Genomic DNA, 25,220 nt, shown 5'->3' on the forward strand with positions numbered 1-25,220 from the left:
ATAGCCACGTGACAACCCCAAGCACCCCACCAGAATCCACCGCCCCCGCCGAACCGGCGCCCAGCCGCGGAAGCGTGGACCTCACCCGGTACGCGTGGCTGGCGATCTTCGCCGCCATCGCCACCATCGCGCTGAAGGCCGCGGCGTGGGCGATGACCGGATCCGTCGGCCTGCTGTCCGACGCCGCCGAATCCGGCGTCAACCTCGTCGCCGCCGTGCTCGCACTCGTGGCGCTGCGGGTCGCCGCCCAGGGAGCCACCCAGCGGTTCCTGTACGGCCGCGCCAAAGCCGAATACTTCTCCGCCGCCGCCGAGGGCGCCATGATCTTCGTGGCCGCCGCCGTGATCCTCGTGATGAGCGCGGACCGCTTCATCCATCCGCGGCCACTGGAGCACGTCGGCATCGGCCTGCTGGTGCTGGTCGCCGCCTCCGTCCTCAACGGTGTGGTCGCCGTGGTGCTGATGCGCGCCGGTCGCCGCCACCGCTCCATCACTCTCGTCGCCGACGGCAAGCACCTGCTGACCGACGTCTGGACCTCCGTCGGCGTCCTCGTGGGAGTGGGGCTGGTCGCCGTCACCGGCTGGCACCGGCTCGACGCCGTCATCGCGTTCCTCGTGGGCGTCAACATCATCGTCACCGGCATCTCGCTGATGAGCGAATCGATCTCCGGACTCCTCGACAAGGCGCTCGACGACGAGGACAACGACGCCATCACCCGGATCCTGCGCTCGCACACCTCCCGCGACGTCACCTTCCACGGCCTGAAGACCCGCGAAGCCGGCCAGGAGAAGCACATGAACGTGCACATCCAGGTGCCCGACACCTGGACCGTGAAGCGCGCCCACACCTACGCGCACGAACTGGATGAGGAACTGATGCGCGCCGTGCCCGGCCTGCACGCCGAGCTGCACGTGGAGCCGATCTCCGACCCCGCCAGCTACGATGACATCCCGAGCGCCGAGATCCCCATCTACCCGGACTCGAGCATCGGCCGCACCAGCCCCGACCGACACCGGCAGGACACCCCGCCGGCACAGTGAGGAGACCCGTGGTCACCCGCCCCGCCCTGTCCGTGCTCGACCTCGTCCCCGTCGCCGACGGGTCCACCATGCGCGAGGCCATCGACATCTCCATGCAGGCCGCCCAGCAGGCCGACGACCAGGGGTACGAGCGCTACTGGTTCGCCGAACACCACAACACGCAGAACCTCGCCTCCAACGCCACCGCCCTGCTCATCTCCCGCGCCGCAGAGCGCACCGAGCGGATCCGGGTGGGCTCCGGCGGCATCATGCTGCCGAACCACGCGCCGCTGGCCGTGGCCGAACAGTTCGGCACCCTCATCCAGTTCCACGGGGACCGCATCGACCTCGGGCTCGGCCGCGCTCCCGGCACCGACCCGATGACCGCGCAGCTGCTCGCCCGCACCAGCGCCCAGCCCGAAGCGTTCATGAGCGGCATCGCCGACATCCAGGCGTGGTCCGGGCCGCGCACCACCGCGAACTCCCGGATCGGCGCGTATGTCGCCGAAGGCACCCACATCCCGATGTGGGTGCTCGGCTCCTCCATGAACGGCGCCGCCATGGCCGCCCAGCTGGGCCTGCCGTTCTCCGTGGCGTCCCACTTCGCGCCGTTCCAGTTCCAGCAGGCGCTCGACCTCTACCGCCGCGAATTCGACCCCACCGCCGCCACCGCCCAGATCGAGCAGCCCCGCACCATGGTCGGCGTCAACGTGGTCGTGTGCGACACCGACGACGAGGCACAGTTCCAGTTCTCCGTGCTGCAGCAGATGTTCGCCGGCATCATCAAGGGAGCGCGCGGGCCGCTGCCCCGCCCCGCCCGGATCGAGGACGTGCTCGAGCCGCACATCCTCGACTCGGTGAACCAGTCCCTGTCCATCTCGGCAGTGGGCTCCCCCTCGACCGTGGTCGCGAAGCTGGAGGAGCTGGCCGCCGTCACGGGGGCCGACGAGTTCATCACCGTGTCCTACTTCCACGACCCGCAGAAGCGGTTCGACTCCCAGCGGATGCTCGCCGAGGCGTGGCACGGGTGAACCCGTCGGCCGCCCTCACCGGCCGCTCTCGGGCCGCTTCGGGTTTGAATCGGGCGCGGCACCTGACTAACCTGGCGAATCACAGTCATGTGTCCCCGATCACAGGAAGCTGATTCGTTGTGAGTTCCGCCGCCCCCACCCCCTCCGCACAGCACCGGACGGGAGGCGGAAGCACCCCAAGCAGCGAACCGCCCACCGTCACCGGCGGCTTCGACCCCAATGAGAAGGCCGTCCTCAAACGCGAGTTCAAACCCCAATGGGTGTTCGCCATCGCCCTCGGCTCCGCCATCGGCTGGGGCTCCTTCATCCTCCCCGTGGACTGGCTGAAGGACGGCGGCACCGCCGGCGCCCTCATCGGCATGGCCACCGGCGCCGTCCTCATCAGCATCATCGCCCTGTCGTACGGGATCGTCATCAAGAAGTTCCCCGTCACCGGAGGCGAACTCGCGTACTCCTATGTCGCGATGGGCCGCAGGCACTCATTCGTGGCCGGCTGGTTCCTCACCCTCGGCTACATCTCCATCGTGGCGCTCAACGCCTCCGCGCTCGCCCTCGTGGTCCGCAATGTCGCCCCCTCCCTCATGGAGCAGGGCAGACTGTGGGAGGTCGCCGGGTGGCCGATCTACCTGCCGGAGGTCGCCGTCTCCATCACCGCGCTGCTCGTGTTCACGTTCTTCAACGCCCGCGGCACCGCCCTGTCCGGCCGCGTCCAGTACATCGCCTGCATCGTCATGCTCGCGTGCGTGAGCCTGCTGCTGCTCCTCTCCGTCATCGCCTACATCCGCAAGCCCGTACCGCTGTTCCACGCCTTCCCCAGCGACACCGCGCCCTGGGCGGCGATCATGCTGATGGTCGCGATCGCCCCGTTCGCGTTCGTCGGCTTCGACAACGTCCCCCAGCTCGCCGGCGAGTTCGACTTCTCCCCCTCCAAGGCGCTGAAGCTGATCCTGTTCGCCATCGGCGCCGCCGCCTTCATCTACCTGGCGATGCTGATGGCCGCATCCATCGCGATCAGCGAAGCCGGGCACACCTTCGAAGGGCACTCCTGGGCCACGGCCGATGCGATCCGGGTCGCCATCGGACCCGTCGGCCCCGTGCTCATGGTGATCGGTGTGACGATGGGCGTGATCACCGGGCTCAACGGGTTCATGTTGTCCGCCTCCCGCGTGCTGCTCGCCATGGCGGACGCCCGCATGGTGCCCGGCCAGCTCGGCTACATCTCCCACCGCGCCGGCACCCCGGTGGTGGCGCTCCTGTTCGTGCTCGCGTTCTGCGTGGTCACCCCGTTCTTCGGCCGTGAAGCCCTCAATTGGGTGGTGGACATGACCTCCGCCGGGGTTTCGGTCGCCTACTTCTACACCTGCCTGTGCGCCTTCAAGGCGATGCGGAGGACGGCCGCTGAGGTGCGCGACGGGGTCGTCCTCACCGAACCGCGCACCAGCCCCGGCTGGATCGCGTTCAAGTCCGGTGTGGCTGTGCTCGGCTGCGTGCTGTCGGTGGTGTTCCTCGCGCTGCTGTTCATCCCCGGCTCCCCCGGGCAGCTCGATACGCCGCCGCTGATCGCGCTGGCGATCTGGATTGCGATCGGGTTCGTGTTCTATCTGTCCCGCCGCAGGGCGCTGAACGCCACAACCGAGGAGGAGATGGACCGGCTCGTGCTCGGCGAGCACGCCCACGCGAAGCTCTGAGCGGCGGGGCCGCACGGCGGGGCGGCGATTCGTTGCCCTTTTCGGGATTATCTGCGCGAAAAACCCCGAATGCGCACATCAATCGCGCTCCACGGCCATGAGACAGGGCGCGCCCCGCAGCCGCTACAGGGCGCGCCCCGCTGCCGTCACCATCCCCGCTCAGCGAGTCGGTGCGGCACCGGCAGGTCCGCCACGTTGATGCCGACCATCGCATCGCCCAGACCGCGGGAGACGTCCGCGATCACGGCCGGGTCCTCGAAGTTCTCCACCGCCCGCACCACGGCCTTCGCGCGCTGCTCGGGGTTGCCGGACTTGAAGATGCCGGAGCCCACGAACACGCCGTCGGCACCGAGCTGACGCATCATGGCCGCGTCGGCCGGGGTGGCAACGCCACCGGCGGTGAACAGCGGCACGGGGAGGCGGCCGTTGTCTGCAACGTACTCGACCAGCGCGATCGGCGCCTGCAGTTCCTTCGCGGCGACGAACAGCTCCTCGCGGTTCGCGGCGGCGGTGGCGCGCAGCTGCGCGATCTCGTGGAGGATGCGGCGGATGTGGCGGGTCGCCTCGGACACGTCACCGGTGCCGGCCTCGCCCTTGGAGCGGATCATGGCCGCGCCCTCGGCGATGCGGCGCAGCGCCTCTCCGAGGTTGGTGGCGCCGCACACGAACGGGACGTCGAACGCGCGCTTGTCGATGTGGTGCTCGTAGTCGGCGGGGCTGAGCACCTCGGACTCGTCCACGTAGTCGGCGCCGAGCTGCTGCAGGACCTGGGCCTCAACGAAGTGGCCGATGCGGGCCTTCGCCATGACGGGGATGTCGACTGCTTCGATGATGGAGTCGATGAGGTCCGGGTCGGACATGCGGGCCACGCCGCCCTGTGCGCGGATGTCCGCGGGGACGCGCTCGAGGGCCATGACGGCAACGGCGCCGGCGTCGGCGGCGATGCGGGCCTGGTCAGCGGTGACCACGTCCATGATGACGCCGCCCATCAGCTTCTCGTTGGTGGCGCGGGTCGTCTCGGACAGGGTGATGATCTGGTTCTTCTCGGTCATGCCGACCAGTCTCATCCGCCCACTGGTCCGAAACCAGATCCAGCATCCGTGGATCCGAGTGGACCAGTGGGCGCGGCGGCGGCATCATTCTGGTATGGCCGAACGCTCCACCGCTGACCTCGCCCTCACCCTCACCCGCGCGGGCCGTACTCCCCTGCCCGTCCAGGTGGCCGACGGGATCCGCGCCCTCATCATGTCCGGCGCCCTCGCCCCGGGCGACGCTCTGCCCTCCACGCGGTTCCTCGCGCAGCGCCTCAGCGTGTCCCGCGGAACGATCGTGGCGGCGTTCGACCAGCTCATCAGCGAAGGCGCCCTGCTCGCCTCCCAGGGCCGGCCCACCACGGTGCATCCGTCGCTGCCGGCGCACCTGCTGCAGCAGGTCAGCGCCGCGGCGCCGGACCCCACCGCGGCCAGCACCCGTCGGCCGGCCTCCCCCGGAGCCTCCACCGCCGCCGCGCCCGGCCGTCCCGACCCTGTCCCCGCCCCCGCACCCGCATCGGCACCGGCGGTGGATCTGCGCCCTGGCCTGCCGCGCACCACGCGGATCGGCGGCGCCGCCTGGCGGTCCGCGTGGCGCCGCGCCGCTGCCGCACCCGAGGCCGAAACCGGCGGCCTCACCGGACTGCCCGACCTGCGGGCCGGTATCGCCGAACACCTCCGACTCATGCGCGGGCTCCCCACGGACCCGGCCGCCCTGCTCGTCACCGCCGGCTCCCGCGACGGGCTCGAACTGATCCTGCACGCCCTCGCCGCGACCCGCGGCACCCTCAGCATCGGCGTGGAGACACCCGGTTACCCGGGCCTGCGGCGCGTCCCGCAGGTGCTCGGGCACCGGATCGTGCCGCTGGGCGTGGACGGCAACGGTCTGCGCGTGGATGCGCTGCCCACCGGGGCCGCCGCGCCCGACGCCGTCATCGTCACCCCCAGCCACCAGTACCCGCTCGGCGGTTCCCTCAGCCTCGACCGCCGCCTCGCCCTCCTCGAGTGGGCGCGCAACGAGGACGCCCTCATCATTGAGGACGACTTCAACTCCGAGCTGCGCTACACCGGCGCACCGCTGCCGCCGCTGTCCGCGATCGACCCGCATGGCCGCACCGTCCTGCTCGGCACGTTCTCGCGGCTGCTCAGCCCGGACCTCGCGGTCGGCTTCGTGCGGCCCACGGGTGCTGCACTTCTCGCCGAGCTGCGCGATGTCCGCGAGGTGCTGGGCATGCGCGTCTCGGCGACGACGCAGCACGCGGTGGCGCATCTGCTGGCGGATGGGACGGTGCGCCGGCACACCCGGACGGAGCGGCTGCGGCTGGGCCGACGGCGGGAGGCACTGCTCGCTGCGATGCTCGACGTTCCGGGGGTGCGGGTGCTGCCGATGCACGGCGGCAGCGACGCGGTGATCCGGTTCGACACCGCCGGCAGCCACCGCGGCCGCGCCGGCGCCGACCCGGAGGCGCGGGCGGTGGCGGCGTGCGCCGACGCGGGCATCACGGTGGGGCGCCTGTCGGCGGCGTGGGGCGCCGAGTCGCAGGCGGCACCCGTCGACCCCTCCCCAGCCGCTGCTGTGGGCGGCGTGGGCGGTGCGGGGATCGTTCTCGGGCTCGCCCGGCCGGCCGACGGGGCCTTCAGCGCGATGCTGCCGCGGCTCGCGTCAGCACTGGCGACCGTTCACCACACCCGATGACAGTGAAAAGGGGCGGTGAGGCTGACCGCGACCGCCCCGAGCAGGACCGGCCCGGCCGGCAGCTCCATGAGCTTCTTCATCGCGCCGTCCATGCCACCGGCGCTATCCGCAGACCAATCGCTCTCGAGGCGGGCGGGCGCGCGGGGAGGGTGGGCGCGCGGGGAGGGTGCGCGCTCGACGGGGCGGCGCGGCCGTCGGCGTATAGAAGCAGCCTGTTCGGTATAGCGGCCTGGTGTGCCGCTATACGCCGATGCTCGCCCAAACGAAACCGCCCGGCCCACCCCGTAAAGGGGCAGAACCGGGCGGTTCCCGTGGCTCAGTCGGCCGGCACGAGCCGCGAGGCGAACGCCGAGGCGAGCGCCGACCGGTCGGGCTGAGCGGTGAGTGACCCCGAGGGGATCACATCATGCCGCCCATGCCTCCCATGCCGTCCATGCCGCCGGCGGCAGCGGCCGGATCGACCTTCTCCGGCTTGTCCGCGACCACGGCTTCGGTGGTGAGGAACAGGCCGGCGATGGAGGCGGCGTTCTGCAGAGCGGAACGGGTCACCTTCACCGGGTCGAGAACGCCTGCAGCGATGAGGTTCTCGTACTCGCCGGTTGCAGCGTTCAGGCCCTCGCCCACGGGCAGGCCCTTGACCTTCTCCGCCACAACGCCGCCCTCGAGGCCGGCGTTGACGGCGATCTGCTTCAGCGGTGCCTCAACACCGACCTGGACGATCTTCGCGCCGGTCGCCTCGTCGCCCTGGAGGTCCAGGGTCTCGAAGGCTTCCTTGCCGGCCTGCAGAAGGGCCACGCCGCCACCGGCGACGATGCCCTCTTCGACAGCGGCCTTGGCGTTGCGCACGGCGTCCTCGATGCGGTGCTTGCGCTCGTTGAGCTCCACCTCGGTGGCTGCGCCCGCCTTGATGACGGCGACGCCGCCGGCGAGCTTCGCGAGGCGCTCCTGCAGCTTCTCGCGGTCGTAGTCCGAGTCGGAGTTCTCGATCTCAGCCCGGATCTGGTTGACGCGACCGGAGATCTGGTCGGCGTCGCCGGCGCCCTCAACGATGGTGGTCTCGTCCTTGGTGACGACAACCTTGCGGGCACGACCGAGGGAGTCGAGGTCCGCACCCTCGAGGGTGAGGCCGACCTCCTCGGAGATGACGGTGCCGCCGGTGAGGGTGGCCATGTCCTGCAGCATCGCCTTGCGGCGATCGCCGAAGCCCGGTGCCTTCACAGCGACGGACTTGAACACGCCGCGCAGCTTGTTCACCACGAGGGCCGGGAGGGCTTCGCCGTCCACGTCCTCAGCGATGATCAGCAGCGGCTTGCCGGACTGGATGACCTTGTCCAGGATCGGCAGCAGGTCCTTCATGTTGGAGACCTTGCCGGAGGTGAGCAGGATGTACGGGTCCTCCAGGACCGCCTCCTGACGCTCGGCGTCGGTCACGAAGTAGGGCGAGATGAAGCCCTTGTCGAAGCGCATGCCCTCGGTGAGCTCGAGCTCCAGACCGGTGGTGTTGGAGTCCTCAACGGTGATGACGCCTTCCTTGCCGACCTTGTCGAGCGCTTCGGCGATGAGCTCGCCGATGGCCGGGTCAGCAGCGGAGATGGCGGCGGTGTTGGAGATCTGCTCCTTGGACTCGATCTCCACGGCCTGGCCCACGAGCTTCTCGGTGACCGCGGTGACGGCCTTGTCGATGCCGCGCTTCAGAGCGATCGGGTTGGCGCCGGCGGCCACGTTGCGCAGGCCCTCGCGGACGAGTGCCTGGGCGAGGACGGTGGCGGTGGTGGTGCCGTCACCGGCGACGTCGTCGGTCTTCTTCGCGACTTCCTTGACGAGCTCCGCGCCGATCTTCTCGTACGGATCCTCGAGTTCGATTTCCTTCGCGATGGACACGCCGTCGTTCGTGATGGTCGGGGCGCCCCAGGACTTCTCCAGGACGACGTTGCGTCCCTTCGGGCCCAGGGTGACCTTCACGGCGTCTGCGAGCTGGTTCATGCCCGACTCGAGACCGCGGCGAGCTTCCTCGTCAAAGGCGATGAGCTTTGCCATGTGGAAATTCTCCCGTGTTCTGTTCTGGTTCCGGAGCGATGCCCGCGACGGACGATGGCGCCCGGGGCGTTCTGGTCACGCTCGGGCGGCATCTCACCGCTGCCGGATCTCCTGCCGACGGGTGCAGCGCCCCCGGTTCCACCCGGCGGATCCTGTCACTCGTTCGGCATGAGTGCCAGGCCATCATAAGCACTCGCACGCTGAGAGTGCTAATGCTTCCCGGGGGCCTCCTCTGCGCTGTCAGCGGACACGCCGATCCGCGGGGCGCGCACGGGCCGACGGGGCGCCAGCGCAGGGCTGCGTGCGGCACCCGTCGGACTTCTCCCCACCGTCCCAACGCGACACGGCGGGGTGATCAGTGGCACCCTGAGAGGGCACACTTCCGAGCCACTGAGGAGCGCCCATGTCGCAGCCCGGTTTCCGTCGGCCGCCCATCACCCGTCGGCCTGCCGCTGCGCTGACCGCCGCCCTCGTCCTGGCGACCGCCTCCGCGCTGCCCGCCGCTGCCGCGCCGACCACGGCGCCCCGCTCCGCCTCTGCGCCCAGCGCACCGGCTGCACGCTCCGCGAAGGACGCACCCGCCGCGGACGACCGCGGGTATGAGGCCGACGGCTCCCCCATCTCCGGTGGGTCCTCGTTCGCCGGCGCGCCCTCGGTCGAGCCCGGCCGGTACCTCGACTCCTTCACCGCCGGGAAGGACCAGGGCTGGGGCACCATGAAGGAGACGAAGCACTACCGGGTCACGCTGAAGAAGGGTGAGCGCCTCATTGTGACCGGCGCGCTCGTGCCGACCCCCAGCCCGAAGGCGACGCCGACGACCTCGGACAGTGTGAAGTCCACGATCGAACTGACCGACGGGCACGGCAACGACTGCGCGAAGTGGACGAGCAACGGGTTCAGCTTCCCCAACATCGCGGATGCACCCCAGCGCGCCACTGCTGTCTCGACCGTTGCCGGCACCGGTGAGGACGGTGAGTGCGAACCCGGTGAGTTCGTCGCGAAGGTGACGCGCGAAGGCAACCTCAAGCAGTCCGAGACGATGCCGATGGAGCTGGTGTTCGCCGTCGAGGCACCCGCGCCGAGCCCGATGCCGCCCGAACCGGAGTGGGACGACGAGCCGGCCGTTCCCGCACCCACGGCCGGGTCCGCGAAGGACGACGTCACAGCGCTGGGCCGCTCCCGCAACAGCGCCCCGATCCTGAAGCCCGGCTCCTACGTGATCGAACTGCGGCCCGGTGAGACACGGATCGCCGGCGTGGACGTGAACGAGGGGCAGCGCCTGTCCTGGTCGATCTCGCCGCTTGACGCCGGCGAGGTCGAGGGAACGTGGAAACAGGCCGAGGTGATGATCCTGAATCCGCTCGGTCAGGAGGTGTACGACCCGGACGAGAACGCGTCCACCACGGTCAACCTCGATTCCAGCACCGGCGACTACCTGGGCAGCGCGATGCCCACCCCGGTCACGCTCGGCAACCAGAGGACGGATGCGGACAAGGAGCAGGCCTCGAACTGGTTGGGCGGCACCCACACCCTGCAGCTCAGCACGAAGGCCGACGCGTCGGACGAACCGGACACGACGAAGCCGCGCCGCGTGGTCCTCACCCTCGCGGTGGACGGCACCGCCGGTGAGAACGCGGACGTGGACTACGGGAAGACCCGCGCCGAACAGGAGCAGGCGGTCAGCCGGGCGACATGGCTGCGCCGTGGCCTGTTCGTCGGCGCGGGCGTCCTCGGTCTGGTCGCCGTCGGGTCGGGCATCACGGCGTTCACTGCGCTGCGCCGACGCTCCTGACCGGTGCCGCCTGCACGGCGAGCGCGTCGTTCGCGGCGTCGCCGGGGTTCATCGTCAGCCCCACCACCAGCATCGTGATGGCCCCAGCGAGGGCGAGCACCGCCGCGAGTGCCAGCGCGATGCCGAGCCCGAGACGGCGCGGCCCGCGCGGCGCGGCAGTGATGGGGGCGAACCCTGCTCCGGCGACGGGGCTGAAGGCCGGCGCGGGAGTGGCGGCCGGGGCGGCAGTGGATCCGAGGCCGAGCCGGGCGTCGGTCTGATCGACCGGGAGAACCGGCGTGCGGGTGCGGCCCGCGCTGTCGTCGACGATCTGCGTGGCGCCCGTCGGACTGTTCAGGACCGTCGGGCTGTCCGCGGCTGTCGGACTGCTCTGGGCCGTCGGAGCGTCCTGCTGGCGCGCACGCGCCGCCTGCGCGGCCGCCGCAGCGCCGAGCGCCTCTGCGCGGTTGCCGCCCGCCGCGCCTCCACCGGGCGCGGACTCGATGGCGGAGGGGGCCGTCGGCGCGCTGGGCTGCGCCGAGGTGGCGCCCGTCGGCTGCGCGGCCCGGGACTGCACGGTGGTGTCGTCCGCCGCGGGTGAGCCCACCTGCACGACAGCCCCGGTCGCGGTGCGGGCCTGCGCGGCCAGCTCCGGCGGCATCGGCGGGATCGCGTCCCGCACCTGCGCGGCCGACGGGCGCCGCAGCGGATCCGGGTCCAGCATCGCCATGATCAGCGCGGCCTGCTCGCTGCTCGCCCCCGCGGGCCGCATGATGGACCCGACGTGATGGCTCAGGGCGTCGAACGACGTCTGCGCCGAGTTCGGGATGCGCTGGCGCGGCGCCAGACAGTCCAGCGCGACCGACGCCGCCGCCCACACATCGACCGCGGCGGAGAACGCGCCCTCCGTCACCTGTTCCGGCGCCATGAACCCGGGGGTGCCGTTGACGAACCCGGTCGCGGTGAAGCGGTGGTCGTCGTTCTGCAGGGCGATGCCGAAGTCAGCGAGCCGCACCTCTGGCAGGCCGGAGCACGGCGCGGTGAACAGGATGTTCGCGGGCTTCACGTCGCGGTGGATCCAGCCGGCGGCGTGGATCGCGGCCAGGGCGTCGCACAGCTGGCGCAGCAGCGCGAACGTCAGATCGGGGCTGAGGGCACCGTTGGTGGCGAGGACATCGGACAGGGTGCCGCCGCGCGCCAGCGGCATCAGGATCGCAACCGCGTCATCCTCGGCGACCCACGAGTAGGGCGCGATGACGTGCGGGTGCGCGGCGAGCGCGTGGTTGCGCACCGACTGTTCGCGGACGAAGCGGAGGATGTTGGCGCTGTCGCGCTGCTGCAGCACCTTCGCGGCGCAGTCGCGGTCGCGTTTGAGGTCCCGGGCTCGCCACACCCACCCGCTGGCGCCCTGCGCGACGGGCTCAAGCAGTTCAACGCGGCCCGCGATCACTTCAGCCATAGGCCACCAGTGTAGGGGTCCGGCGGGCGCTGCGGCATCCGTCGGCCCCTCAGGTCAGAGTCGCGAACCGCTCCAGGTCGCGTTCGCTGCCCATCACGAGGATGGTGTCGCGCGCGGCGAACGTGGAGGTGTGGGTGACGTTCTCCCACCGGTCGGAGTTCAGCGGGAGGCGCGCCACCACGGTCACGCCGTAGGTCTTCTCCAGGCGCGCTTCGGGTGCGGAGCGCTCCAGCAGCATGTCCGGCGCCGCCATCGTCACCGCGGCGGCCCCGGCGCCGAGGGACATCCAGTCGCGGGCGAGGGACACCATGCGGTGGGCGGAGCGGCGCCCCATGTCGCGGGCAGGGTGCACGATGTGCTCCACCCCGAGCTGCTGCAGGATCACCTCGTGCTGGTCGGTCGCGGCCTTCACCCACAGCTGCCCGGTCGCCATCTGCAGCAGGTGGGAGGTGACGAGGATGTTCGCCCCCAGGTCACCGGAGGTCGCGACCACGACCAGGTCGAAGTCGTCCGCGCCAACCTGCTCCAGCAGTTCGGGGTTGGTGAAGTCGCCGACGATGACGCGGCTGAGGGTGTCGCTGAGCGCGTCCACGCGCGCGGGCGCCTGGTCCACGGCGAGGACGGAGACGCCGAGGGCCTTCAGCTCTCGGCACACCGCTTCGCCGTAGCGGCCGAGGCCGAGGACGAGGGCGGTGGAGATGCGGATGGAGTCGGTGCGGGGTGCTTTAGCCAATGATCGGCCTTTCTTCGGGTGAGGTGTACGCGAGGGGCCGGGCGCGCAGCGCGAGCGCGGTGCCGAGCGTCACGGGGCCCACGCGGCCCAGGAACATCAGCACGATGAGGACGATGCGGCTGGTGGTGGACAGATCCGCGGTGATGCCGGTGGACAGGCCCGTGGTGGAGATCGCGGAGATCACCTCGTACAGCACCCGGTCCAGTTCCACCGGCTCCAGCAGCAGGATCAGGCCCGTGCCCACCACCACGGCGAGGCCGTACAGGCCCATCACGGTCACGACCTGGCGGATCACGGCCGACGGGATCGCCCGGTGGAACGCGCGCACGCCCGTGTCACCGCGCAGCTCCGACAGGATGACGATCAGCACCACCGCCGCGGAGGTCACCTTCAGGCCGCCACCGGTGCCGGCGGGGCCGGCGCCGATGAACATGAGGATGTCGGTGCCGAACCAGGTCTCCGGGTGCATCTGGGAGATGTCCAGGGCGTTGAATCCGGCGGTGCGGGACGTAGTGGACTGGAAGAACGAGGCCAGCACCTTCTGCGCCGGGTTCATCGGGCCGAGCGTGGCGGGATTGGACCATTCGGGCACCAGCACGGCGAGGGTGCCTCCGAACAGCAGCACGGGCGTGCCGATCAGCATCAGTTTGGAGTTCAGGGTGAGGATGCGGTGGGGCCTCAGGCGGCGCAGCACCTCCAGGATCACGGGGTACCCGATGCCGCCGAGGATGATGGCGCCGGCGATGGGCAGCAGCACGAACGGGTCGGTGCCGAAGTCGATGAGGGATGAGGAGCGCAGCCCGAACCCGGCGTTGTTGAACGCGGACACGGCGTGGAAGACGCCGTACCAGGCGGACTTCCCCCACCCCATCTCGTAGTGGGTGTGCATGCGCAGCGTGAGAAGGACCGCGACCGCGCCTTCCACGGCGATGGTGACCAGGGCGATCATCCGCAGTGTGGAGCGGACGTGGCTGCCGGCACCGGAAGCGGTGGCCGTATCGAACACCTGGCGGTCGCGGATGCCGACGTGCCGGGCGGTCAGCAGCGCCAGCATCGTCACGAGGATCATGACGCCGAGGCCGCCGATCTGCATGAGGCACAGCAGGACGATCTGCCCGCCCACGGTCCACTGCTCGTCCGTGTTGAGGGTGACCAGGCCGGTCACGCAGAGGGCGGAGGTGGCGGTGAACAGGGCGTCGATGAACGGCGGGGGCTCCCCTTTGGAGGAGAACGGCATCATCAGCAGCGTGGTGCCGAGGGCGAGGACGCCCGCTGTGGCGAGGGCGATCAGCGCCGCGGGGCGCTGCAGAGCGGTGAGGGTGGCGCGCATGGTTAACCTCCGCTGGGGCGGGGAATCAGTCCCGGGTCACGGCTCGGTGACGACAGCGACGACGAGCGGGGTCTGGTAGTCCTCGGACTTCACCGGGTCACCGGCGCCGACGTCGGCGGCGAGGGCCTTCGCGGCGGGCAGGTCGGCGTCGTCGCGGTAGAAGACGGTCGTCTCATCCATCTTCTTGCCGTTGCCGGAGGTGACGTTCTCCCAGCCCTTCTCGCGCAGCACTTCGGTCCACTGGCCGGCGAGGCCGTTGGTCTTCGAGGCGTTGTTGACGCGCACCTTGATGGTGCGGTCCACGCTCTGCTCCTCCTCCGTGGGGTCGGCCGATGCTTCGTCGCTGGGGGCGGCCGATGCGGTGGTCTGCGGGGCGGGGTCCGGGGAGCGGGTGTAGGTGTCCTTCTCCCCGGTGAACTGACTGATCAGCAGCAGGGCACAGATCAGGGCGAGGACGGCGATCGCCGCGATCACGATGTAGTTCAAGTTGGACTTCCAGAACGGTTCATCGGCGCGGTGCGAGCCGCGCAGGGGCGCGTTCGCTGCTTCCCGGTCGAATTCGTCTGCCGGGTAGGGGTAATCAGTCTCTGCCACGGTCCTACACTAACGCGAACCACGCCTGATCGCGGGTGAGGCGACGCTCCGTGTTACCGGCGCCGCTCCCGAAGCTCTACCGGCGCCGCTCCCGCAGTCGGTTGATGAGTCCCGGTGCGTACGCCAGGGCCGCCGGGTCGTCGAGCAGCCGGTTGAGCCGCACGTGGTACTGGATGCTGGTCAGGCCGAGCTCGTCGCGGATCCGCTTCTCCTTTGCGCCAACGGATCGGAAGGTGCGCGATTCGAGGTCGATCAGGGCGCGCGCGTCGTCGGACAGCCCGGTGGGCTCGCCGGACTCGGTGGGGTCGGGGGCGTCGGTCATGCGCAGCAGTCTAGGGGCCGACGGATGCAGAACCCGTCGGCCGCCCCCGGCTGGCCGACCAGCCGGCCCCGCTAGCCTGACGGCATGCCTGACCACGAACCCCAGCCGCCCACTCAGCCCGCCGCCGGTGCATCGCCCGGCTCGAAGCCGCTGAGGGAGATCATCGACCCCGACTGGGCCCGCGCCCTCGCGGACGTCGAACCCGTCGTGCACCGCATGGGTGACTTCCTGCGCGCCGAGCAGGCCGCCGGGCGCGGCTTCCTCCCCGCCGGGGACGCGATCCTGCGAGCCTTCACCACGCCGATGCCACAGGTGCGGGTGCTGATCGTGGGACAGGACCCCTACCCCACCCCCGGCCACCCGATCGGGCTGAGCTTCGCGGTCAACCCCGACGTGCGGCCGATCCCGCGGTCGCTCGTGAACATCTATCAGGAGCTGCGGGACGACCTCGGCGTCCCCACTCCCGACCACGGCGACCTCAGCGCCTGGCAGGACCAGGGCGTGCTCCTGCTCAACCGGTGCCTCACCGTGCAGCCCGGCGCACCCGCCAGTCACCGCGGGAAGGGATGGGAGGAGGTCACCGATGCGGCGATCCGCGCGCTCGTAGCCCGCGAGGAGCCCCTGGTGGCGATTCTGTGGGGGCGCGACGCCCGCTCACTGAAGCCGCTGCTGGGCGACACGCCGACTGTTGAGTCCGCGCACCCGTCACCGCTGTCGGCGCGGCGCGGATTCTTCGGGTCCCGGCCGTTCTCCACCGCGAACCGTCTGCTGCAGGAGCAGGGCGCGCACCCCATCGACTGGGCACTCTCCTGACCGAGCAGCCACGTGGTGGCCCCAGTCAGGGTCCGGGCCGGGAACAGTGATAGTAATGAGCCCACTGACCACCACCGCCGCCGAAGGAGACGCCGATGACGCAGCCGCGTCCGCATGATGAGGCACTGCGAGCCGACCTCGTCGCCGCCGCCACTGTCCGCCTCGCCGACCGGGGACCGGACGCGCTGTCGCTGCGGGAGGTCTCCGCCGCGTGCGGCACCTCCACCACCGCCATCTACGCCCTGTTCGGCGGAAAAGTGCAGCTCATCGATGCCGTCATCGACGAAGGCTGGGAGCGCCTCACCACCGCCCTGACCAGCATCGACTTCGACCCCCACCCGCAGCGTCGACTGCGGGACCTCGGCGTGGCCTACCGCTGCTGGTCCCGCGACAACCGCGAACTGTACGCCGCCATGTTCACCCGCGACAGCGGCACCGACGGGGCCCCGCTGCCCGCTGTCTCCGCCGGCATCCGCAAGGCCACCGTCCCGTTCCACCAGGCGTCCTACGCCGCCATCCTCGGCACCGAGCTCACCCCCGACTCCCCCTCCAGCATCGACGACGCGGAGCAGCAGGAGCTCATCTGCAACGTCGTCACCGCGATGTGGGTCAGCCTGCACGGCTGGATGAGCTTCACCGGGCTCCGCCTCGTGGACCCCAGCGACGTCTCGTTCGAGGAGTTCATCCCGCAGCTCGTGGACGCCGCCGTGAAGTCCGGGCAGGAGCTGTACAACCCGGAGAGCGGACAGCAGCGCCACCCGTGGGCCGCCGCAGGCGCTCGCAGCCCCTACACGCCCGACTGACGCCCCTGCCGATCCGCCGACCGGAACTCCACCTCGACCTCCGGATGCCGGCGGCTGAACCGCTCACGCATCACCTCGATCGCCTGCGGGTTCTCATCCACGAGGACGAACCGCCGCCCCAGCTGCGCCGCGGCCGCGCCCGTGGTGCCCGAGCCGGCGAAGAAGTCCAGCACCCAGTCGCCCTCCCGGCTGGACGCCTGCACGATCCGGCGCAGCACCCCCTCCGGCTTCTGCGTGGCGTACCCCGTCTTCTCCCGGCCCGTGGGCGAGACGATCGTGTGCCACCACACGTCTGTGGGGAGCTTGCCGCGTGCCGCCTTCTCCGGCGTCACCAGCCCCGGCGCCATATACGGCTCGCGGTCCACATCCTCGGAGTTGAAGGAGTAGGCCGACGGGTTCTTCACGTACACCAGGATCGTGTTGTGCTTGGCGGGCCAGCGCCGCTTCGTGCGGGCGCCGTAGTCGTACGCCCAGATGATCTCGTTGAGGAAGCAGTCGCGGCCGAACAGAACATCGAGCAGAACCTTCGCATAGTGCGCTTCCCGGTAGTCGAGGTGCAGGTAAAGGGTGCCGGTGTCGGTGAGGATGCGGCGGGCGTGCTCGAGGCGAGGTTCGAGGAAGTCCCAGAAGTCGGCGAAGGTGTCGCTGTAGCCGTAGAGGGTGCCCTTGACGGTGTCGTAGCTCTGCCCCTTGAACCCGACGCGTGAGCCCGCCGTGCCGGGGGCTGATCGGGTGGTGGTGATCGACTGCCGCTGCTGCCGCCGGCCCGTGTTGAACGGCGGGTCGATGTAGATCAGCTGGAACGATTCGTCCGGCAGGGTGCGCAGAACCTCGAGGTTGTCGGCGCTGACCACCGTGTTCGGGGCGTCCGGGTGCCAGAAGTCGGGAGTCGGGGCGGGCATGGGACCAACCCTATCCGCGGGCCCCGCGGGACACCGATCCATCGTCCTATTCAGGGCTTTTCGCGATAACTTTCCCGATTCCGCAGACCGATCGGCGGCACCGGAGGTGGCGAGGGCGCGCGAGGCGGGGCGGGGCAGCAGAACGCCCCGCCGGGTGGGCCGACGGGGCGGTGGGAGAGCTGGAGACGGGAATCGAACCCGCAACCACCTGTTTACAAGACAGGTGCGCTACCGTTGCGCCACTCCAGCGGGGATGGATCGGCCAGCGCGGCCGGCCGAACATCGCGCCTCAGTGTAGCCGATCGCGACCCCGCCCCCAGCACCCAGCGGGGCACTGCATGGGCGGGGTCACGAGACGGATCCGACCCTCAATCGCTGGCGATCGGGGCGCGCTGGAACCCGTCGGCTGCGATCACTCCTTGGGGGCGTCCGCGCCCTGGACCGCCTTCTTCAGCTCACCGGGCTGAGTCCAGTTGCCCTGCCATTCCTCACCGTTGATGAACACGGCCGGGGTGGCGCGGGACAGGTCCTTGCCTGCGGGCTCGGCGTACTTCGAAGCCCAGCCCTGGTACTTGTTGGAGGAGATGCACTGCTGCGTCTCCTTGGAGGCGCCGGCGTCCTTGGCGTACTTCACCATCTGCTGGTTCGTGAGGCCGGGGCCGGTCTCCTCGGGCTGGTTCTTGAACAGTTCGAGCTGGAACTTCATGAAGAGGTCCGGAGACTCCTCATAGGTGCAGACAGCGGCGCCGGCAGCGCGGCTGGAGTAGAAGTCTGCGGAGGCGCCGTCGAGGCCGGTGCGCACGTTGTAGCGCAGCGTCACCTCGCCGTTCTTCGCCAGCTCGTTGAGGTCCTCGCCGTTGATCTTCTCGAACTCGCCGCAGAACGGGCAGTTGAAGTCGAGGACAATATCGACCTTCGGCGCGGAGCCGGGCTCAGCACCCACCACGAGAGCGGGGTCCTTCGGATCCAGCTTGGTGGTCTCGATGACCTTCGCGCGAGGATCATCCTTGCCCGCGGTGGCCTTCCAAATGCCGTAGCCGATGCCGCCGGCGAGCAGCAGGGCCAGGATCGTGACCACGGCGATGACGGCTCGGCGGATGTTCCGCTGGCGCTTCAGCTCGGCTTGGCGCTGCTTGCGCAGACGCTCCCGCTGGGCATCGCGGCTGGTGGCCTGTCCGCTGGCACGTGACGACATTCGAACTCCTCGACGATGTGGGGCTGGTGGGGCCTACCGTGTCATTAAAGCCTGGTGGGGCGGCGGCCTCCTAGTCCTTCGGGCGGACGTCACGGTCCGGCGGTCAGCGCCGCCAGAAGGCGAGGGTGTCGAACGTCGGCATGCCGGTGAACGGGAAGTAGTCGATGGTGCCGCCGCGCGCCAGGACGGTGACGCCCACGGCGATCAGCAGCGCCAGCAGCAGGAACGCCATGATCATCGTCCAGAGTCCGTCGGGCGCGGCCGCATCGACCACGCGGTGGGCGCCGTTGCGGGTGAGGCGGCTGGACAGACCGATCCAGCACAGCAGGATCGTGAAGCCGACGATCCCCGCGCCGTACCAGGACAGAGGCAGGTGCGCATGGAAGCCGTAGAAGGCGACCGCGTCGATCGCGAGCACGAAGACCAGCCCGAGGATGAACGGGAACATCGCCAGCAGTACCGATTCGAGCAGGGCGACGGCGAACCTGGGCAGCGCGAACATCACGGCGCCCGCTCCCCCGCTGCGGCCGCTGCGGGCACGGGCCCGTTCGCCGGACTCCCAGGTGCGCTGCCACGTGCGGGCCAAGGCGCTGACCAGCAGGAAGACGATGATGGCGGTGAAGGGGGCGATGGCGCCGAGCGCTGTCATCAGCACAATGCCGAGCCACACGAGCCACGGCCGGCGGGGCGGCAGCATCGGGGGGTACACGCCCGGGGCGGCCGACGGGTTCGGGTAGCGCTGCAGGTCGTAGCCCTGCTGCAGGTGGTCGGGCGTGACCATGGGCCGGTTCTGCGGCGGTGCGTACGCCGGGGCCGGCGCCACCTGCTGAGCCGGTTGCACCTGCTGGAACTGGGACTGCTGGGCGTAGGGCTGCTGGACCTGGGCCTGCTGGGCGTAGGGCTGCTGCTGGTGGTGGATCGGCTGGGTCGGAACGGGGCCGCCGTGGGGCACCCCGCCGTTCGCACCGTACGGCGCGCTGGGCGATTCGAGCGGCACCACCGGCAGGGCCTTCGTGGGGTGCTGTTCGTGGCCGTAGGCAGGCAGCACCTCGGTGCGGGGCGCCTCGTCAACCACCTCGCCAGCGTCATCGGCGGCCGCATCGCCTGCCGAGTCGTCGAGAGCGTCGAGCCGCGCCGTGGCCATCGGATCCGCGGCGGGCTCGTCCCGACGCTGGGGCCGCTCACCGGTCGGATGCACGGGCCGCGCATCGCGCGAGCCGGCAGCGCCGAGCGCGGAGCTGCCGCCCGTCGCGGGGGCATCCACCGCGGTCGCCGGATCGAGGTCGAGGCGGGCAAGGCGGTGGATCAGATCCTCCGGATCGGGGCGGTCCTGCACGCGGGGCTGCAGGGCGTCCCGCAGCCAGTCAGCGAGCTGAGCGGGCAGACCGTCCACGTCGACCTCGCCGCGCTCTGCGCGCAGAAAAACCACATCGGGGCGGCCGGAGCCGAACGGGTCGCGGCCGGTCGCGGCGAATGCGATCAGGCCCGCCCACGCCCACCAGTCCACTTCGGGGCCGGTCTCGTTGGTGCGGACCACTTCTGGGTCGAGGTAGGCGGCGGTGCCCATCATGAGGCCGGTGGAGGTGAGGCGGGAGTCCTCCCTCGCCTGCGCGATGCCGAAGTCGATGATGACGGGGTCGATGCAGGACCCGTCGGCCGAGAACTCCGTGAGCTCGGAGGGGCGGGCGCCGCGGATCATGATGTTCGAGGGCTTGAGGTCGCGGTGGATGATGCCGGCGGCGTGGATCTCCTGAAGCGCCTCGCCGAGCACCACGCCGATCTCACGGACGACTTCGAGGTGGAGCGCGCCGTGGCGGCGCACCGCCTCGTCCAGGGTGGGTCCGGGGATGAACTCGGTGACGATGAAGGCGCCGTCGCCGTCGAGTTCGGCGTCCAGGGGGCGGGCGATCTGGTCAGAGCTGACCCGCTGCAGGGCCGCGACCTCGCGGCGGAGGCGTGTGCGGGCGTTCTCGTCGCTCGCCACCTCGGGGCGCAGCAGCTTGAGGGCGACATCGTTACCGGCGCCGTCTTCGGCGAGGTACACGATGCCCATGCCGCCGGACCCGATCTTGCGGAGGATCGTGTACCCGGATTCGCTGAGCGCTGAGGAAGATGGCGACATGCCCTCCATGCTAGCCAGCAGGTGCCTACCGGCCCCCCATCCTCGGGTATGGAGAATTCCCCATGGCCTCATCCGCTGGTCGTCAACACCGAGGGCGCCTCCTTGCCGACGCCGCACAGCCCGCGGCTCTGTGCGAGCTGAACACCCCCATACCCCTGAGGGGTATACGATGGGTGCGTTGCTGTTCCCAACCGAGGAGGATCCATGACCACCCAGACCTACGCCGTCACCGGCCTCACCTGCGGCCACTGCGCCGCCGCCATCACCGACGAGGTCAGCGAGATCACCGGCGTCAGCAACGTGAACGTCGACCTGAACGTCGGCGGCGAATCGACCCTCACGTTCGACGCCGCTGAGCCCGTCTCCGCCGACGCTCTTCGCGAGGCCATCGGCGAAGCCGGCGACGCCTACACCCTCATCGCCGACTGACGACTCCGCACCGCCGGCCCCGCCTGTGGCGCCGGTGGGGACCGCTCCCCCTCGTTCCCCGTCGATCATGCAGGCGGGATCCATTAGCGTGATCCACGACTCCCCGCCCCTCGACCTGAAGGAATGCGATGCGATCAGCAATCTTCGACCAGAAGAACCAAGAGATCCAGACCAACGAACGCTGGGCCCTCCAGTCCGACCGCCTGCTGCGCTGCGCCCTCGGCCCGCAGTCCCCTGAGATCATCGCGCGCGCCGGCGCCATGGTCGCGTACCAGGGCCAGATGGACTTCGCCTACCAGGGCTCCGGCGGCGGCATGAAGCTGCTGAAGAAGATGGCCACCGGCGAAGGCGCCAACATCATGCGCGTGCGCGGCCAGGGCGAGGTGTTCTTCGCCAACCAGGCCGAGCACGTGTTCCTCATCCAGCTCGAGGGCGACGCCATCACCCTCAACACCAAGAGCCTGCTTGCGTTCGACTCCTCCATCGAGTGGGACATCCGCTCCCTCGGCAGCGCCGGCGCCGGCTTCTTCGCCGGCGGGTTCTTCAACCTCTTCCTGCAGGGCCAGGGCATGGTCGCCGTCACCTCCGACGGCCCTCCGCTCCTGCTCGACTGCTCCCAGCAGCCCACCTACGTGGATCCGCAGGCCGCCGTGTGCTGGTCGGCGAACCTCACCCCGCAGGTGAAGAACGACTTCAAGATGGGCTCCCTCATCGGCCGCGGCTCCGGCGAATCGTTCCAGCTCGGCTTCCACGGCCCCGGCTTCGTGGTCGTGCAGCCGTCTGAGGGCGCACCCGTCGTCACCACCAGCTGACGGCGCACAGACTCTCTCCCTCCGTCCACCCGTCGGGTCCGCTGGCACCGGGCCCGGTGGAGCAAGGGGCGTCGCTCGCGCGGCGCCCCTTCGGTCTGCCCAGAATCTGTCGGCCTGCGCGGGGAGGTTGTGTGAAGTCCTGCCGACGGGGCCCGCTTTTCATTGGGCAGTGCCCGCCCGAGCGATACAGTTAACGCAACTGCGGCCTTGTCAAAACTCGTCGCGCCCCGTGGACGCCCCTCGCGCCCCGCCGCGCACACCACAACAGGCCCACCACCCTGCGCAACCGATGAGGAAGTCAGTGACCGAAACCTTTGAGACCACCCCGTTCCGCCTCGCCGTGATCGGCGCCGGCCCCGCTGGCGTGTACGCCGCCGAAACGCTCATGCGCAGCGAACAGGTGACCAGCGGCCGCCTCGCCGTCGAGGTCGATCTGTTCGACGCCCTGCCCGCACCGTTCGGCCTCATCCGCTACGGCGTCGCCCCCGACCACCCGCGCATCAAGGGGATCATCCGCGCCCTCCACCGCATCCTCGGTCGCGGCGACATGCGCTTCTTCGGCAACGTGGTCTTCGGTCGCGACATCACCCTCGAGGACCTCCGCGAGCACTACGACGGCGTCGTGTTCTCCACCGGCGCCCTCAAGGACGCCCAGCTGAACATCCCCGGCATCGACCTCGACGGCTCCTACGGCGCCGCCGACTTCGTCGCCTGGTACGACGGCAACCCCGACTACCCGCGCACCTGGCCGCTCGACCACGAATCCGTCGGCGTCATCGGCAACGGCAACGTGGCCCTCGACGTGGCCCGCATGCTCTCCAAGAGCGGCGACGAACTCCTCAAGACCGAAATCCCCGCCAACGTGTACCTCGGCAAGCAGGATTCGAAGATCACCGACGTCCACGTGTTCGGCCGCCGCGGCCCCGCCCAGACCAAGTTCACCCCGCTGGAGGCGCGCGAACTCGCCCACCCGAAGGGCGTGCAGGTCGTCATGGACCCGCGCGACATGGAGCAGATCACCGACGCCGAGTGGGAGAAGATCCGCGCCGACAAGCGCACGGACCAGATCGTCCGCACCTTCGAGGGCTGGCTGGCCGACCAGCAGAAGCGCGAAGAGAGCGGCGAACAGCCGACGGATGCCCACGGCGGCGAGGTCAAGGTCCGCCTGCACATGCACTTCTGGCACCGCCCCGTTGAGGTCCTCGGCTCCGGCGAGAAGGACGAGGACGGCCAGCCCACCGGCCACGTCACCGGGATGCGCTTCGAGCGCACCGCGTTCGACGAGCATGAGCAGCTGATCGGCACCGGCGAGTACGTGGACTACGAACTCGGCCAGGTGTACCGCGCTGTCGGCTACTTCGGCTCCGAACTCGCCGACGTCCCCTACAACGCCGACCGCGGCGTCATCCACAACACCGGCGGCCGCGTCACCGACGCTGAGGGTGCTGTGCAGTCCGGCCTGTACGCGAACGGGTGGATCAAGCGCGGACCCGTCGGCCTCATCGGCGCCACCAAGTCCGACGCCCTCGAGACCGTCACCCACATGCTGGAGGACATCGAGTCCGGCGCCCTCACCCCGTGCGCCGACCGCTCCGCTGAATCCGTGGTGCGGATGCTCGAGGACCGCGGTATCGAGTACACCGACTGGGACGGCTGGATGCAGCTGCACGACCACGAGGTCGCGCTCGGCGCCGCCGAACAGGACGCCGACGGCAACGCCCGCCCGTCCGTGAAGGTCGTGGACCGCGACGAGATGGTCCGGGTGTCCCGCGAGAAGAAGGCCGACGCCAGCGCCTGATCCCGACCCGGCGCTGCCGCCGCTGTTTCCCGCAGCGGGCCGGCCGGACCGTCAGAGCACGCGGGAGAGGAAGTCCTTCGTCCGCTTGTGCTGCGGATCGGCCAGCACGGTCGCGGGGTCGCCCTCCTCAACGATGACCCCGTCGGCCATGAAGACCAGCTTGTCGCCCACCTCGCGGGCGAAGCCCATCTCGTGCGTCACCACCATCATGGTCATGCCCTCGGCGGCGAGCTCCCGCATCACCCCGAGAACATCGCCGACGAGCTCCGGGTCGAGCGCGGAGGTCGGCTCGTCGAACAGCATCATGTCCGGCTCCATCGAGAGCGCCCGCGCAATCGCGACGCGCTGCTGCTGACCACCGGACAGCTGGCTCGGCATCGCCTGGCCGCGCTCCCCCAGACCCACACGGTCCAGGTTCGCCTGCGCGACCTTGCGCGCGTCTTCCTTGGAGCGGCCCAGTACCTTCCGCTGCGCCAGGACCAGGTTCTCCATCACGTCCAGGTGGCTGAACAGGTTGAAGCCCTGGAACACCATGCCGATGCGGGAGCGGACACGGTCCAACTCCGTCTCCGGGTCGGTGATGTCGATGCCCTCGATGAGGACCTGGCCGCTCGTCGGCTCCTCCAGGCGGTTCACGCAGCGCAGCAGCGTGGACTTGCCGGACCCGGACGGGCCGATCACGCACACCACCTGTCCGTGGTCCACATGGAAGTCGATGCCGGTGAGCACCTTCTTGTCACCGAACGACTTGTGCAGGCCCCGCACCTCGATCGCCGGCGCAACGGGGTCCATCTCCTGCGTGGGATGCAGGGGCTTGTGGGTGTTCGTGCGGCTCATCGGGATCCGCCTCGCTTCCTCTCCATGCGCGACACGATGCGGGTCAGCGGCAGTGTGATGGCCAGGTAGAACACGGCGGCCATCGTCAGGGACGTGGCGGTGCCGGCGGTGGGGCCGGAGCTCATCATGTCGCGGGCGAAGATGGTGAGCTCCTTCTCGCTCGCGGCGATGCCGATCACGAACAGCAGGGACGTGTCCTTGATCAGGATGACCAGCTCGTTCGTCAGCGGCGGCAGCACGATCCGCAGCGCCTGCGGCAGCGTCACCTGCACCATCGTCTGCGCCGGGGACATGCCCAGGGAGCGGGCCGCTTCGATCTGGCCCGGCGGGACCGCTTCGATGCCGGCGCGCAGCGTCTCCGCGAGGTACGCGGCGGCCACCATCATCAGGGCGAGCAGGCCCGCGCCGACGGGACCGCCGGGGGCGCGCCACCCGAACGCGATCGGCACACCGAACGCCATGAACAGGATGACGATCAGGGCGGGCAGACCGCGGAACAGCTCGATGTAGGCGGTGGCGAGCCAGCGGAACGGCGCCACCGGTGCGAGCTTCATCAGCACCAGGACGAGGGCGAGGACGAACCCGCCGGTGAAGGAGATGATCGTGTAGAGGATCGTGTTCTTCGCGCCGATCAGCAGCATGGTGGGCCAGGTTTCGGCGATGCCGTCGAGCAGGAAGAAGTTGTCGGCGATGGCGGGCCAGTCGGCGAGTGCGATCGCGGCGATGACGAGGAGAATGAACAGGGCGTAGAGCGACCAGTGGATCGCCCGCCTGCGTTGGGTACGGGTCACGGGATGG

23 protein-coding genes and 1 tRNA gene are annotated in these 25,220 nt (G+C 70.1%); 10 read left to right on the forward strand and 14 right to left on the reverse strand.

Going from position 1 to position 25,220, the window contains the following annotated elements; all coding sequences use genetic code 11:
- The first annotated feature begins 8 nt into the window (after positions 1 to 8).
- The 3 genes from R3I40_RS08570 to R3I40_RS08580 all read left to right on the forward strand — a co-directional run bounded on the left by R3I40_RS08570 (position 9) and on the right by R3I40_RS08580 (position 3,738).
- A complete protein-coding gene (locus R3I40_RS08570) occupies positions 9 to 1,040 on the forward strand; it encodes a cation diffusion facilitator family transporter (protein WP_396349466.1) in 1,032 nt (343 codons plus the stop codon).
- Positions 1,041 to 1,048: 8 nt separating this feature from the next.
- A complete protein-coding gene (locus tag R3I40_RS08575) occupies positions 1,049 to 2,050 on the forward strand; it encodes an LLM class flavin-dependent oxidoreductase (RefSeq protein WP_239373852.1) in 1,002 nt (333 codons plus the stop codon).
- Between the two features lie 119 nt (positions 2,051 to 2,169).
- Positions 2,170 to 3,738: an APC family permease gene (locus R3I40_RS08580; protein WP_285262228.1), complete on the forward strand. Its 1,569-nt coding sequence runs from the start codon at positions 2,170 to 2,172 to the stop codon at positions 3,736 to 3,738.
- Between the two features lie 146 nt (positions 3,739 to 3,884).
- On the opposite strand, the gene pdxS is transcribed toward R3I40_RS08580, so the two are convergent.
- Positions 3,885 to 4,790 carry a pyridoxal 5'-phosphate synthase lyase subunit PdxS gene (pdxS, locus tag R3I40_RS08585; RefSeq protein ID WP_259923298.1) on the reverse strand — a complete coding sequence of 302 codons (906 nt, stop codon included), beginning with the start codon at positions 4,788 to 4,790 and terminating at the stop codon, positions 3,885 to 3,887.
- 94 nt (positions 4,791 to 4,884) lie between these two features.
- On the opposite strand from pdxS, the gene pdxR reads away from it, so the two are divergent.
- On the forward strand, positions 4,885 to 6,465 hold the full coding sequence (gene pdxR / locus R3I40_RS08590; protein WP_285262227.1) for a MocR-like pyridoxine biosynthesis transcription factor PdxR: 1,581 nt from the start codon (positions 4,885 to 4,887) through the stop codon (positions 6,463 to 6,465).
- On the opposite strand, the gene R3I40_RS11590 is transcribed toward pdxR, so the two are convergent.
- Positions 6,450 to 6,545: a hypothetical protein gene (locus R3I40_RS11590; protein WP_396349467.1), complete on the reverse strand. Its 96-nt coding sequence runs from the start codon at positions 6,543 to 6,545 to the stop codon at positions 6,450 to 6,452. The genes pdxR and R3I40_RS11590 overlap by 16 nt on opposite strands.
- A gap of 319 nt (positions 6,546 to 6,864) precedes the next feature.
- Positions 6,865 to 8,502, reverse strand: coding sequence for a chaperonin GroEL (gene groL / locus R3I40_RS08595; protein WP_183376504.1), 1,638 nt, complete (start codon positions 8,500 to 8,502; stop codon positions 6,865 to 6,867).
- Between the two features lie 403 nt (positions 8,503 to 8,905).
- Here groL and R3I40_RS08600 point away from each other — a divergent pair, with 403 nt between their 5' ends.
- Entirely contained in the window at positions 8,906 to 10,294 is a 1,389-nt protein-coding gene (locus R3I40_RS08600; protein WP_285262226.1) for a hypothetical protein, read from the forward strand.
- On the opposite strand, the gene R3I40_RS08605 is transcribed toward R3I40_RS08600, so the two are convergent.
- The 5 genes from R3I40_RS08605 to R3I40_RS08625 all read right to left on the reverse strand — a co-directional run bounded on the left by R3I40_RS08605 (position 10,269) and on the right by R3I40_RS08625 (position 14,711).
- The gene (locus R3I40_RS08605) at positions 10,269 to 11,732 is read right to left on the reverse strand and encodes a serine/threonine-protein kinase (RefSeq protein WP_285262225.1); all 1,464 of its coding nucleotides are present in this window, start codon (positions 11,730 to 11,732) and stop codon (positions 10,269 to 10,271) included. The genes R3I40_RS08600 and R3I40_RS08605 overlap by 26 nt on opposite strands.
- A gap of 49 nt (positions 11,733 to 11,781) precedes the next feature.
- Positions 11,782 to 12,465 (reverse strand): potassium channel family protein, encoded by a 684-nt coding sequence (locus R3I40_RS08610; protein WP_183376501.1) that lies wholly within the window; start codon positions 12,463 to 12,465, stop codon positions 11,782 to 11,784.
- Positions 12,458 to 13,795: a TrkH family potassium uptake protein gene (locus tag R3I40_RS08615; protein WP_239374922.1), complete on the reverse strand. Its 1,338-nt coding sequence runs from the start codon at positions 13,793 to 13,795 to the stop codon at positions 12,458 to 12,460. Before R3I40_RS08615 ends, R3I40_RS08610 begins: the two co-directional genes overlap by 8 nt.
- Before the next feature lie 36 nt (positions 13,796 to 13,831).
- The gene (locus R3I40_RS08620) at positions 13,832 to 14,389 is read right to left on the reverse strand and encodes a LytR C-terminal domain-containing protein (protein WP_285262224.1); all 558 of its coding nucleotides are present in this window, start codon (positions 14,387 to 14,389) and stop codon (positions 13,832 to 13,834) included.
- A 76-nt stretch (positions 14,390 to 14,465) separates the two neighbouring features.
- Positions 14,466 to 14,711, reverse strand: coding sequence for a DUF3263 domain-containing protein (locus R3I40_RS08625; protein ID WP_285262223.1), 246 nt, complete (start codon positions 14,709 to 14,711; stop codon positions 14,466 to 14,468).
- Positions 14,712 to 14,795: 84 nt separating this feature from the next.
- On the opposite strand from R3I40_RS08625, the gene R3I40_RS08630 reads away from it, so the two are divergent.
- Together R3I40_RS08630 and R3I40_RS08635 are read left to right on the forward strand one after the other, a co-directional pair.
- Complete coding sequence (locus R3I40_RS08630; protein ID WP_285262222.1) at positions 14,796 to 15,524, forward strand: uracil-DNA glycosylase; 729 nt, start codon at positions 14,796 to 14,798, stop codon at positions 15,522 to 15,524.
- A gap of 95 nt (positions 15,525 to 15,619) precedes the next feature.
- Positions 15,620 to 16,327 carry a TetR/AcrR family transcriptional regulator gene (locus R3I40_RS08635; RefSeq protein ID WP_239374916.1) on the forward strand — a complete coding sequence of 236 codons (708 nt, stop codon included), beginning with the start codon at positions 15,620 to 15,622 and terminating at the stop codon, positions 16,325 to 16,327.
- Here R3I40_RS08635 and R3I40_RS08640 read toward each other — a convergent pair.
- From R3I40_RS08640 to R3I40_RS08655, 4 genes are all read right to left on the reverse strand, one after another.
- The gene (locus R3I40_RS08640; RefSeq protein ID WP_317699948.1) at positions 16,312 to 17,229 is read right to left on the reverse strand and encodes a DNA-methyltransferase; all 918 of its coding nucleotides are present in this window, start codon (positions 17,227 to 17,229) and stop codon (positions 16,312 to 16,314) included. The two genes, R3I40_RS08635 and R3I40_RS08640, sit on opposite strands and share 16 nt — an antisense overlap.
- A 177-nt stretch (positions 17,230 to 17,406) precedes the next feature.
- A tRNA-Thr gene (locus R3I40_RS08645) sits at positions 17,407 to 17,478 on the reverse strand.
- Between the two features lie 163 nt (positions 17,479 to 17,641).
- Positions 17,642 to 18,424, reverse strand: coding sequence for a DsbA family protein (locus R3I40_RS08650; protein ID WP_183376489.1), 783 nt, complete (start codon positions 18,422 to 18,424; stop codon positions 17,642 to 17,644).
- A gap of 103 nt (positions 18,425 to 18,527) precedes the next feature.
- Complete coding sequence (locus R3I40_RS08655) at positions 18,528 to 20,546, reverse strand: serine/threonine-protein kinase (protein WP_285262220.1); 2,019 nt, start codon at positions 20,544 to 20,546, stop codon at positions 18,528 to 18,530.
- A gap of 204 nt (positions 20,547 to 20,750) precedes the next feature.
- Between R3I40_RS08655 and R3I40_RS08660 the strand changes: the two genes are divergently transcribed.
- From R3I40_RS08660 to R3I40_RS08670, 3 genes are all read left to right on the forward strand, one after another.
- Positions 20,751 to 20,975, forward strand: a complete 225-nt coding sequence (locus R3I40_RS08660; protein WP_183376485.1) for a heavy-metal-associated domain-containing protein — start codon at positions 20,751 to 20,753, stop codon at positions 20,973 to 20,975.
- A gap of 128 nt (positions 20,976 to 21,103) precedes the next feature.
- On the forward strand, positions 21,104 to 21,787 hold the full coding sequence (locus tag R3I40_RS08665; RefSeq protein ID WP_183376483.1) for an AIM24 family protein: 684 nt from the start codon (positions 21,104 to 21,106) through the stop codon (positions 21,785 to 21,787).
- Positions 21,788 to 22,076: 289 nt separating this feature from the next.
- The gene (locus R3I40_RS08670) at positions 22,077 to 23,585 is read left to right on the forward strand and encodes an FAD-dependent oxidoreductase (protein WP_396349468.1); all 1,509 of its coding nucleotides are present in this window, start codon (positions 22,077 to 22,079) and stop codon (positions 23,583 to 23,585) included.
- Between the two features lie 51 nt (positions 23,586 to 23,636).
- On the opposite strand, the gene R3I40_RS08675 is transcribed toward R3I40_RS08670, so the two are convergent.
- Both R3I40_RS08675 and R3I40_RS08680 read right to left on the reverse strand, forming a co-directional pair.
- Entirely contained in the window at positions 23,637 to 24,422 is a 786-nt protein-coding gene (locus R3I40_RS08675) for an amino acid ABC transporter ATP-binding protein (RefSeq protein ID WP_221187287.1), read from the reverse strand.
- Positions 24,419 to 25,213: an amino acid ABC transporter permease gene (locus R3I40_RS08680; protein ID WP_285262218.1), complete on the reverse strand. Its 795-nt coding sequence runs from the start codon at positions 25,211 to 25,213 to the stop codon at positions 24,419 to 24,421. The genes R3I40_RS08675 and R3I40_RS08680 overlap by 4 nt, the downstream gene beginning before the upstream one ends.
- Between the last annotated feature and the right edge of the window lie 7 nt (positions 25,214 to 25,220).

This window comes from Helcobacillus massiliensis (assembly GCF_033106145.1).
GTDB classification, from domain to species: Bacteria; Actinomycetota; Actinomycetes; order Actinomycetales; family Dermabacteraceae; genus Helcobacillus; species Helcobacillus massiliensis.